Below are 10,239 nucleotides of genomic sequence, written 5' to 3'. Positions count from 1 at the left end.
CCACAGGGCGCCGAGCGCCCCGGCCGCCGCGCGGTCCCCGGCCAGCGCGGCCCCGGCCGCGCCCGCGAGGGCGGCCGTGGTCACGGCGTGCCCGCGCAGTCCGCCGGGCCCCTCCCCGACGCGGGCGCGCCAGCCGCGCCCGTGCAGGCGGTTCATCAGGGCGTTGTCGGCGTTGCCGCGCTGGGCGGCGAGGCTGGCCCAGCGGCCGCCGCCGCGCAGCGGGTGCACGCACTCGCGCTCGCCCCGCACCAGGGTGTACCCGGCGTCCTCCACCCGCAGGGCCAGGTCGGTGTCCTCGCGGTAGGCGCGGGGGAAGCGGGTGTCGAAGCCGCCGACCTCCTCCAGGACGCTCCGGCGGAAGGCCATGTCGGCGGTGATCCACCGCGCGCCCTCCAGGGCGAGCGTGGCGCGTTCGGCGTCAGTGGGACCGCGCCCCTCCGGCCGGGGCACGGTGATCCGGCCCTGACTGGCCCCGACCTCGGCGGGCAGGGCGGTCAGGTCGGCGCACAGGCGCTCGGGCCAGTCGTCGGGCGGGGCGACGTCGTCGTCCAGGAAGGCGATCCACTCGCTCCGGCAGGCGTGCCACCCGGCCTGGCGGGCGGCGGCGGGACCGCCCCCGCCGGTGCGCAGGACGCGTACCCGGGGGTGGTCGGTACCGGGCAGCCCCCCCGTCCGTTCCGGGGGTCGGTCGTCGGCGACGACGATCTCCTCCGGGGCGTCCCCGGAGGGTGCGTCGAGCAGCGGCCGCAGTACCCGCGGCAGGGTGGAGCGTCCGACGGTGGGGACGACCACCGCGTAACGGGGCGCGCTCACCGGTACACCCGCTCCCGCGGGTGACGGCGCACGACGAACGGTCCGATCGCCAGCAGGTCCACCGGAGCGGAGCCGAAGCACTCCAGGGCGTCGCGCGGGGAGTCGACCATGGGCCGCCCCGCCGTATTGAGGCTGGTGTTGACCAGCACCGGCAGTCCGCTGCGCGCCTCGAAGCGCTCCAGCAGGCGGGCGGTGAGCGGGTCGTCCCCGGCCGCGACGGTCTGCACCCGGGCGGTGCCGTCCACGTGCACCACGGCGGGGATGCGCTCGCGCCAGTCCGGGTGCACCTCGTGCACGAAGAGCATGTAGGGGCTGGGCAGGGGGCCGCCGGAGAAGATCTCCGCCGCCCTGTGCTCGGCCACCATCGGCGCCACGGGGCGGAACTGCTCACGGCCCTTGACCCGGTTGAGCCGTTCGAGGTTGCCGGAGTTGGCGGGGTTGGCGAGCAGGGAGCGGTGCCCCAGCGCCCGGGGGCCGAACTCCGAGGCGCCCTGGAACCAGGCCACCAGCGCGTCGCCCTCCAGGGCCCGGGCCACGGTGTCGGCCAGGTCGTCGGGGCGCTCGAACTCCACGTCGGCCTCGCGCAGGATCTCCTCCAGCTCGTCCTCGGTCCAGGAGCGGCCGAGGTCGGCCCCGGGCATGGGCGCGACGCGCTCCTCCACCCGGGAGGCCGCGTGCAGGGCCCCGCCGAGCGCGGTGCCCGCGTCGCCGGAGGCGGGCTGCACCCACACGCTCCCGAAGGGGCCCTCCCGGGCGATGCGGCTGTTGGCCACGCAGTTGAGCGCGACCCCTCCGGCCATCGTCAGGTGCCTGCGGCCGGTCCGCTCGTGCAGCCAGCGCAGGACGCCCAGCAGGGCCTCCTCCATCGCGACCTGCACGCTGGCGGCCAGGTTGGCGTGCTCCTTGGAGGGCTCCTCCCCGGGCGGGCACCGGTCGGCGAGGGAGTTCCAGTCCACGCCCGAGGCGCGGACCAGGCCGTCCCCCTCATAGCGCACGCGCTCGCGGACACGGTCGAGCATGGTGGGCTCGCCGTAGGAGGCCAGGGCCATCACCTTGTACTCGTCGCTGGAGCGGTGGAAGCCCACGTGCTCGGTGAGTTCCTCGTAGACCAGGCCGAGCGACTCGGGCAGCGGCTGGCGGGCCAGCACCTCCAGCTGTCCGCCGGTGTAGACGCCCGCCAGGTGCGAGGTGGTCTCGCCGCGCCCGTCGGCCACGAACACCGCGCACTCGCCGCCCCCGGCCTCGGGCGGGGCGGCCAGCCCCGTGGAGGCGGCGTGGGCGACGTGGTGGGGAACGTAGCTGACCTTGGCCGGGTCCAGGCCCGGCAGTGCGGTGGCGAGGAAGTACGGTGCGCGCTCGACGTAGAACAGGCGCAGGCGCTCCCAGCCCCGGTCCTGTCCAGGGCCCTCCGGGTCGCCCAGCGCGGGGTCGTAGGAGTAGGTGACCGCGTCCAGGTCGGCCGGGCGCAGTCCCGCGTGCTCCAGACACCAGCGCATCGCCTGCACCGGCAGTTCCCAGGCCGAGAAGGGAACCGCCTCCTTTCCGTGCTTGCGGCGGGAGAAGCGTTCCTCCTCCGCCGCCGCCACGGTGCGGCCGTCCACGACAAGCGCCGCAGCGGGATCGTGGAAGACGGCGTTGACACCGAGAATCCGCATTGACCGCTCCCTCCAGGTCGGGTCTGTGGACTCAGACGCCGAGCGCACTCACTCGACTACCAGTAGCAGCGGGCGCTAAACATCAGTCCCTGACGGGCTCTCGGGCCCCTACCTGCCCTGAAACGACCCGTCCGGACGCGGGCGCGGCCATGTTTGCCCCCTGGGATGTGGGCTATGGGACGGAAGGGGGTCCATCCGGCACGAAAGACGGAAGGGAACCCCGATCCGGCACGAAAGGAGCAGGGCCATGGTGCGAACCATCGACGAGGTGATGAGCAGCCCGGTCCGCACGGTCTCACCGGACACGTCGCTGCGGGAGGCCGCCGAGATCATGCGCGAAGCGGACGTGGGCGACGTGGTCGTGACCCACGAGAACAGGATCATGGGCATCCTGACCGACCGCGACATCGTCGTGCGCTGTCTGGCCGAGGGCGGCGACCCCGACCAGAGCACCGCGCGGGACGTGTGCAGCTCCGAGGTGGCCACGGTGCCGCCCCAGAGCAGCGTCGCCGACGCGGTACACGTGATGCGCACCAGCGCGGTGCGCCGCCTGCCCGTGGTGGACGACAACCGCGTCGTGGGCGTGGTGACCATGGGCGACCTGGCCCAGGCCGTCGACGACAAGTCCGCTCTGGCCGATGTCAGCGCCGCCGACCCGAACCGCTGAGCGCCCCGAGGGTCCCGAGGGGGACGCCCTCCCCCTGCCGCCCGGCCGAGGGGGCGGCAGGGGGCCCTGTGTGCTGGCCTCGCGGGCGCTGGGCCTGGGCGACTTCGCCACGGCCGTACCCGCGCTGCGCGCCCTGGAGAGGGCGCTGCCCGCCTGGCACCGGATTTTGGCCGGTCCCCCGTGGTACCGGCACCTGGTCTCCCTGGCCGGTCTGGACTGGGAGGTCCTGCCGACCGAGCCGCTGTGCGTCCCCGACGGCGCCGCCGCCCCCGACCTGGCCGTCAACCTGCACGGCCGGGGGCCGCAGAGCACGGCCGCGCTGGCCGCGCTCGCCCCCGGACGCCTGTGGACCCACCGGCACCCGTCCGCACCGCAGTGGTCCGGCCCCGAGTGGCCGGGGGGCGTCCACGACGCCGAGGTGTGGTGCCGCCTGCTGCGCCTGCACGGCGTGGCCGCCGACCCCGACGACCTGCGGTGGCCCCGCCCGCCCCTGGATGAGGACGCCGACGCCCGGGGTACCGCGGTCGTCCATCCGGGGGCCGCCTCCGAGTCGCGCCGCTGGCCCGCCGAGCGCTTCGCCCGGGTGGCCGCCCACCTGGCCGCCTGCGGGCTGCGCGTGGTGGTGACCGGGTCCCAGCGCGAGGCGTGCCTGGCCGAACGCGTGGCCGAGGCCGCCGGGCTGGAGCCCGGCGCGGTCCTGGCCGGACGCACCTCACTGGACCTGCTGGCGCGGATCGTGGCCGGGGCGCGGCTGGTGGTGTGCGGGGACACCGGTGTCGGCCACCTGGCCACCGCCTACGCGACCCCGTCCGTGCGCCTGTTCGGCCCCGTCTCCCCCCGGCTGTGGGGCCCCCGGGTGGACCGGGAGATCCACGCCTGCCTGTGGACGGGCCTGCCGGGCGATCCGCACGGCTCGGCCCTGGACCCGGGGCTGGCCGCGATCGGGACCGAGGAGGTCCTGGCCGCCTGCGAGAGCGTGCTCGCCGCGACCGCCTCCCGCGCCGCCGCCCCGGAGGACACGGGGCGCTGAGGCCCCGGAGCGTCCGGGCACTGAGCGTTCGGACGTAGGCGGTCGAGCTCCGGGGCTGATGTGCCCCGGCGGCGGCGCGCGTAGCGTCGGGGACCATGACCGCACACCAACGCTCCGCCCTCGGCCTGCCCTGGACCGTCCTGATCGTGCTGGCCCTGCTCGCGGCACCGCGGGTGGTCCTGCACGACCTCGGCCTCATCCAGGAGGGCACCTTCGTCAACGCCCTGTTCGTGTTCGTCCCACCGCTGGTCTGGATCGCGGTGGCCGTCCTGGCCCGGGTGCCCCGCCCGTTCCTGACCCTGCTGGTGGTCGGGGTGCTCTACGGGGTGTTCCTCGCCCTGGGGCACCAGCTGCTGTGGGACACCGCCTGGGAGGGCGATCCGCCCGCCCTCGGCGGCAACCTCGCCGACCTGCCGCCCCTGGCCCAGTCCGTCATCCTGCGCGGCTTCGCCGCGGTCGGCGGCCTGCTGACCGGCACGGTCGTCGGCGCGGTCTGCGGGCTCGCGGCCTGGGCGGTCGGCAGGGTGGTGCCCGCCCGCACCCCCGCCCCCTGACCGGGCGGGCGGCTCAGATGGCCTCGCGGCGCTGCAGGTAGGAGAAGGCGCCCCAGCCGGGCAGCACCGGGATCCAGAAGGTCAGCAGCCGGAACAGCAGCACCGCGGGCAGCGCGACGGCGGCGGGTACTCCCACCACGGCGGTCAGACCGCCGATCATCGCCGCCTCCACCGCGCCCAGGCCGCCCGGCGTGGGCGCGGCGGAGCCGATCGCGTTGCCCGCCAGGAAGACCACGGCGATCGCGGCCAGGCTCACCTCGGTCCCCGGCCCGGCGAAGGCCAGCACCGAGAAGTGCAGGCACAGGACGAAGGCCGCGGTCAGCAGCAGCGTCCCACCGAAGCCCAGGACCAGGCTGGAGGGGCTCTGGAGCATGTCCAGCAGCCGGGGCAGCACGCCCCGCAGGTAGGGGCGCACGCGGTCGGCGACGGCGCGCCGCAGCCGGGGCAGCAGCACCACCACGCCCACCGCGGCGGTCCCCACCACGCTGACCGCCACGACGGTCGGGGAGGGGGTGAACCCCGTCCAGTAGGAGGTACCGGTCAGGTAGGCGCACACCAGCAGCAGCGGCACGTGCACCAGGAACCCGACCAGTTGGGTCAGCCCCACGGCGGAGAGGGCCAGTGGGGCGGGCACCCCGGCCTTGGTGGCGAACCGGGTGTTGATCGCGATCGACCCGAGCCCGGCCGGCGCGGCGATGCGCACGAACGACCCCGCGTACTGGACCAGGAGGGTGCGCCACCACGGCAGCGGCGCGGGCACGAACCCGATGAGGATCATCGCGGCGGAGACCGTGCAGAACACCGACGCGACGGCCGCCGCCACCGCCCATCCCGGCTCGGCCTGGCCGATGGCGGTGAAGTCCACCCCGGTGAGCTGGTAGAGCAGCACCAGGCCGACCGCGGTCACGACGATCACGCTGACGATGGTGCGCGGCCGCATGCGCTCCAGCCGGGCGGGCTCGGAGGGGGCCTCGGGGGCGATGCTCACCACGCGCTCGCGCAGCCGCCCCAACAGGCCGCGCTCCCCGCGCAGGCTCGCCCGCAGGGGGTAGGGCAGTCCCGCGGGTTGCAGGAAGGGCAGGATCGCGGCCGTGGCCGACACCCCCAGGGCGCGCACGGCCGAGTCCACGGCACGGTCCGCGCCCACGCGCATCGCCAGCAGGGTGAGCATGGCCGCCTGGTCGAGGGAGGTCTGCAGCTGGGCGGCGGCCACCGCGCCCCGGTCCAGGCCGCTGAAGGCCGCGCGCTCGACGGGGGCCGAACCCCGGTCCAGGACGCCGACGGTGGCGCCGTTGAGGTTGCCGTGCGCCAGGCGGCGCCGGTGCAGCAGCGCGAGCTCCTCCCAGCACAGGGTGAGCAGGTCGTCGGTGAGTTCCTCGTCGCCCACATCGTCCAGGGCGCGGAAGGCGGGCAGTTCGCGGGTCAGGACCAAGGTGCCCGGGCCGAGCTCGCCCACGGCCAGGACCGGGGGGACGACGGCACCGGCCTGACGGGCGGAGAAGCTCATCAGCGCGGCGTGCTCGGCGCGTCGGCGCACGCCGTAGAGCATCCGGGGCGCCACCGGACCGCGCAGGAACACCAGGTCGCGCAGGCGCCGCCAGAAGCCGGAGGTGTTCTCCGAGCTGAGCACGATGACCTCCGCCCGGCGTCCGTCGTCGAGTTCGGCCAGGTAGCGGGGGTTGCCCTCGTGGTCGTCGTCGGCGCGGACCAGACCGGTGGCCGCCAGGCCGAACCGCCGCAGCTCCTCGTGGAGGCGTTCGTCGGTCTGGGGCGGGGGGCGCTGGCCCAGGGCGTAGCGGACCAGCGCGGCGCAGGTCAGTCCGACCAGGACGGTGAGCACGAGGGCCAGGAGGGTGGTGACCCCGGCCAGCAGGGCGCAGACCGCGACCGTGGCGTTGCCCGCCCACAACACGGAGCGGATCCGCGGCAGGCCGGGCGGCATGGTGCGGGCGAAGGCCAGGACGGCCGCGACGTAGCCCAGGGTGGCGCTGGTGAAGACCTCGTCGGGGGCGAGCGCGTCGGCGATCCGCTCGGGGCCGATGAGGGCGAGAAGGAGGGCGTTGATCAGCGAGGCGAGGGTGTAGGCGGCGATCCCGGCGGTGACCGGACGGGCCAGGGCCCGCGCTTCACCGGTGAAGAGCAGGCGCAGGACGACGTAGCTGACCAGGACGATGAGCAGCAGGTTGGCGCCGATGGCGACCAACAGGAGCAGGCTGTTGGGCAGCAGGGCGCGCAACTGGTCGGTTCCGGAGGCCTCCACCCCGTCGGTGGCCAGGTGGGCGGCGACCATGGTGGCCGCCACCACGAGCAGTCCGACCGCGCCCACGAGCAGGTCGACGGGTCTGCGCGGGGCGCGCGGGGGGCGGGAGGTCCGGGGGTCGGTGTCGTCGGTTCGGGTGGTCACGTCCCCAAGACTGCCCGACCGGGGAGGTTCACGGGGACAGGGGTGGTGGTGTTTCGTATGCCGGGTGGGTCACTCCGGGGGCGGTCCGTGCACCTCTCCAGGCTGAGCGGCGGCGGACCGGACCGCTCCGCCCGGGCGAAGTGGCGCGGACCCTCCGACCCGCGACGGCCGCCGTGTGCGGGGAGGCCTCCCCGCGCGCGGCGGCCGTCGCGCGAGAACCCCGCCGGGGGCTACTCGGGCGGGGCGAGCAGGCCGCGCTGGTAGGCGCGGACGAGGTTGCGCGGCACGAGGTACTCCCGGCCGCGGATGTGGACGGGCACCAGGTCGGGGGTGGCGGCCTTCCACTGGGAGCGGCGGGTGCGGGTGTTGGAGCGCGACATTCTGCGCTTGGGTACGGCCATCGGCCCTGTCCTTACTTCTGGGTGGTGCGGGCGGCGGGGCGGTGTGCCCCGCCGTCGGTCCGACGGATCAGCCCCGGCGCTGGTAGCGGCGCTGGAAGCGCTCCACGCGCCCGGCCGTGTCCACCACGCGGGCGTTGCCCGTGTAGAAGGGGTGGCTGGCGCTGGAGATCTCGACGTCGATCACCGGGTAGGTCCGGCCGTCGCTCCACTCGACGGTCTTGTCGCTGGTGGCGGTGGACCTGGTGAGGATGGCGAAGTCGCCCGCGCGGTCGCGGAAGACGACCGGGCGGTAGTCGGGGTGGATTCCGGGTTTCATGTGTCTTCCTGTCGGTCGGGTCAGCGCTCTTCGCGGAACTCCACGTGCTGGCGGGCACGCGGGTCGTACTTGCGCAGGGTGAGCCGGTCGGGCGTGTTGCGGCGGTTCTTGCGCGTGACGTAGGTGTAGCCGGTTCCGGCCGTCGACTTGAGCTTGATGATCGGCCGGATCTCGTTGCGTGCCATGGATGCCTCCTCGGGGTTCCCACACGGTACAACAAATGATAACCGTTTTCATTCCTGGGTTGACCAGGTATCTGAGCGGCCGGTGGGACCCCCGCGTGCGCCGGGGGCGGGTTCAGCCCTGCCGGTGCGGGATGTCGCGGACCGGACGCCAGTACTGCAGTCCGCCCTCGTCCCGGACGACCACGCCGAGCTCCGCGAGTGCGCGGCGCTGCTCGGCGGCGTCGTCGGCCTCCCTGGCCCGCAGCGCCTCCCGACGGGCCCACAGCAGCCTGTGGGCCTCCTGCTCCAGCCCCGGCGCCCCGTCCACCCAGCGCCGGTACTCCCCGCGGTGCGGATCCCCCTCGTGCCAGGCGTACCCGTGCTCCTCGAAGGCCGCGCGCAGCTTCCGCGGGCTGTGGTCGGTCCGCTCGCGGGCCAACTCGCCCGTGTCGGCTCCGAGCAGGACCAGATCCCGGCCGTCCACGAAGACCGCGGCCACCCCGTCCCGCGCGAACTCCTCGGTCCGGCCCGCCCGGGTGAGGCGCACCCCGCCCCCGTCCGCCGCCACGGTGACCATGTCGTCGTAGGAGGAGAGCGCGACGAAGGCACCCGCCAGGAGCCCGAGCACGACCAGGACCCCGGTCAGGACCGGCCCCTCCAGGCGGGCCAGCAGGGCGACCGGTTCCTCGCCCGGGACCAGGGGCAGGTGGTGCACCCAGTCGGGCAGGAGGGTGAGCCAGCCCGGCACGCGGGACAGCGCCCAGCCCAGACCGGCCCCGAGCGGGGGGAAGAGGGCCCACAGGAGGACGTGCGTCCCCCGGCCCTCGCGTACGACGGACGGCGGTCGGTGGGTGTTCAACTGTCTGCCTTTCCGGGAGAGGGGTTCCTGACGGCCGTGGACCCGCGGCTCACGCGCCGCCCCGCCCGCGGGCACCCCCTGCGGTCGACCACGGCCCGGCCTTCGCGGAGTACGAGCGCGACCTCGCGCAGGGCCGCGATGTCGGCCAGCGGCTCCCCCCGGACCGCCACGGGGCCGGCGGCGGCGCCCGGAGAGATCTCGCCGATCCCGCGGGAGCCCAGCGCCCGGGCGGGAACGGAGGTGGCCGCGGCGAGCGCCCGGTGCGGCCCCAGGCCGGCGCCGACCAGCGCGGTGGCCCCCACCAGGGCGGTGACGCGGTCGTTCATGGAGGCTCCTCGGCTGTGTCCGTCGTGGTCGTCGCGCACTTCCTAGTTGAGCATATAGGATTCTGTACATGCAACCAGAAGAGGGTGAGGAAGCGGACGGGACACGGTCCTTCATCGAGGAGGCCCGTCGCGGGCAGATCGTCCGGGCGGCGGTCGAGACCATCGCGGAGGAGGGCTACGCACGGGCGTCGTTCGTGCGCATCGCCGCGCGGGCCTCGATCAGCCCGGGGCTGATCACCTACCACTTCAAGACCAAGGAGCGACTGATCCGGCAGGTGCTGGAGTACGTGGACACCCGGCTGGACAAGGCGATGGAGGGCGGACCCGAACCGCTGACCGGGTTCGAGGACGGCCTGGTGCGCATCGTCACCGGGCACGTCACCCACTGCTCGCGGTACCCGCGGGAGATGGCCGTGCGCCAGGAGATCGGCGGCTCCGCCGCACCGGAGTCCGTCCGCGCCTGGCTGAGGGAGAACGAGGCCGCCGGGCGCGCCGAGCTGGTCGGATTCCTCACCGAGGGGCAACGGCACGGCGAGTTCCGCGACTTCGACCCGCAGGTGTTCACCGACACCCTGTTCGCGGCCCTGAACTCCGTACCCCGCCAGCTGCGGCGCAGGCCCGCCGAGGAGCACGACTCCTACGCCCGGGAACTGGCGGAACTGTTCGCGGCGGCGGCCACCGGCCGGGTGCCCTCCGCCTGAACCGGTTGCGGATGTCGGCGGGGCCCTCCGGCGGAGTCCGCGTGGGGAACCGTGCCCCCGACCGTGGCCGGGGAGCGCTGGCTCCCGCCCGGGCGGGGCCGGAAAAGGCGGACGCCGGTGCCGCCGTGGCGTTCCACGGCGGCACCGGCGTACCGGTTCGCTCAGGCCTGGACGGCGGCCCGCTTCTCCACGCGCTCGGCCCGCAGGCGACGGGCCTCGTCCGGGTCGAGGACGGGGGCGGCGGTCAGGAGCTGACGGGTGTACTCACTCCGCGGCGACTCATACACCGCGTCACTGTCACCCATCTCCACGATCTCCCCCGCACGCATCACCGCCACCCGATCACTGA

12 protein-coding genes and 1 pseudogene are annotated in these 10,239 nt (G+C 74.8%); 4 read left to right on the top strand and 9 right to left on the bottom strand.

The annotated features are described in order from the left end of the window. A partial coding sequence (locus FYW95_RS27215) for a glycosyltransferase family 2 protein (protein WP_159945653.1) occupies window positions 1-813 on the bottom strand: 813 nt, incomplete at its 3' end. Next, the gene (locus FYW95_RS27210; protein WP_159945654.1) at window positions 810-2,468 is read right to left on the bottom strand and encodes a carbamoyltransferase family protein; all 1,659 of its coding nucleotides are present in this window, start codon (window positions 2,466-2,468) and stop codon (window positions 810-812) included. The genes FYW95_RS27210 and FYW95_RS27215, both read right to left, overlap by 4 nt. 247 nt (window positions 2,469-2,715) lie before the next feature. On the opposite strand from FYW95_RS27210, the gene FYW95_RS27205 reads away from it, so the two are divergent. The 3 genes from FYW95_RS27205 to FYW95_RS27195 all read left to right on the top strand — a co-directional run bounded on the left by FYW95_RS27205 (window position 2,716) and on the right by FYW95_RS27195 (window position 4,719). After that, window positions 2,716-3,135 carry a CBS domain-containing protein gene (locus FYW95_RS27205; protein WP_159945655.1) on the top strand — a complete coding sequence of 140 codons (420 nt, stop codon included), beginning with the start codon at window positions 2,716-2,718 and terminating at the stop codon, window positions 3,133-3,135. A gap of 73 nt (window positions 3,136-3,208) precedes the next feature. Then, a complete protein-coding gene (locus tag FYW95_RS27200; RefSeq protein ID WP_236568135.1) occupies window positions 3,209-4,165 on the top strand; it encodes a glycosyltransferase family 9 protein in 957 nt (318 codons plus the stop codon). 95 nt (window positions 4,166-4,260) lie between these two features. After that, window positions 4,261-4,719 (top strand): hypothetical protein, encoded by a 459-nt coding sequence (locus FYW95_RS27195; RefSeq protein WP_159945657.1) that lies wholly within the window; start codon window positions 4,261-4,263, stop codon window positions 4,717-4,719. 13 nt (window positions 4,720-4,732) lie between these two features. Here the strand turns inward: FYW95_RS27195 and FYW95_RS27190 are convergent, their stop codons facing one another. The 6 genes from FYW95_RS27190 to FYW95_RS27165 form a co-directional block, all read right to left on the bottom strand. Then, a complete protein-coding gene (locus FYW95_RS27190) occupies window positions 4,733-7,123 on the bottom strand; it encodes a flippase-like domain-containing protein (protein ID WP_370462452.1) in 2,391 nt (796 codons plus the stop codon). 230 nt (window positions 7,124-7,353) lie between these two features. Then, window positions 7,354-7,524: a 50S ribosomal protein L32 gene (gene rpmF / locus FYW95_RS27185; protein WP_159945658.1), complete on the bottom strand. Its 171-nt coding sequence runs from the start codon at window positions 7,522-7,524 to the stop codon at window positions 7,354-7,356. A 67-nt stretch (window positions 7,525-7,591) separates the two neighbouring features. Next, window positions 7,592-7,840: a type B 50S ribosomal protein L31 gene (locus FYW95_RS27180; RefSeq protein ID WP_159945659.1), complete on the bottom strand. Its 249-nt coding sequence runs from the start codon at window positions 7,838-7,840 to the stop codon at window positions 7,592-7,594. Between the two features lie 20 nt (window positions 7,841-7,860). Next, window positions 7,861-8,025: a 50S ribosomal protein L33 gene (gene rpmG / locus FYW95_RS27175; protein WP_159945660.1), complete on the bottom strand. Its 165-nt coding sequence runs from the start codon at window positions 8,023-8,025 to the stop codon at window positions 7,861-7,863. A gap of 112 nt (window positions 8,026-8,137) precedes the next feature. Continuing rightward, on the bottom strand, window positions 8,138-8,863 hold the full coding sequence (locus FYW95_RS27170) for a YqeB family protein (RefSeq protein WP_201295069.1): 726 nt from the start codon (window positions 8,861-8,863) through the stop codon (window positions 8,138-8,140). After that, window positions 8,860-9,189: a hypothetical protein gene (locus FYW95_RS27165; protein ID WP_159945661.1), complete on the bottom strand. Its 330-nt coding sequence runs from the start codon at window positions 9,187-9,189 to the stop codon at window positions 8,860-8,862. Before FYW95_RS27165 ends, FYW95_RS27170 begins: the two co-directional genes overlap by 4 nt. Window positions 9,190-9,257: 68 nt before the next feature. Between FYW95_RS27165 and FYW95_RS27160 the strand changes: the two genes are divergently transcribed. Then, window positions 9,258-9,890, top strand: a complete 633-nt coding sequence (locus FYW95_RS27160; protein WP_201295068.1) for a TetR/AcrR family transcriptional regulator — start codon at window positions 9,258-9,260, stop codon at window positions 9,888-9,890. A gap of 161 nt (window positions 9,891-10,051) precedes the next feature. On the opposite strand, the pseudogene FYW95_RS27155 reads toward FYW95_RS27160, so the two are convergent. Continuing rightward, a pseudogene (locus tag FYW95_RS27155) lies at window positions 10,052-10,239 on the bottom strand (ABC transporter ATP-binding protein); the annotation flags it as partial.

It is taken from the genome of Nocardiopsis sp. FR4, assembly GCF_009830945.1.
Classification (GTDB): Bacteria; Actinomycetota; Actinomycetes; order Streptosporangiales; family Streptosporangiaceae; genus Nocardiopsis.
Note: the sequence above shows the minus strand (reverse complement) of the source record. Positions and strands in the feature narration are given on the sequence as shown.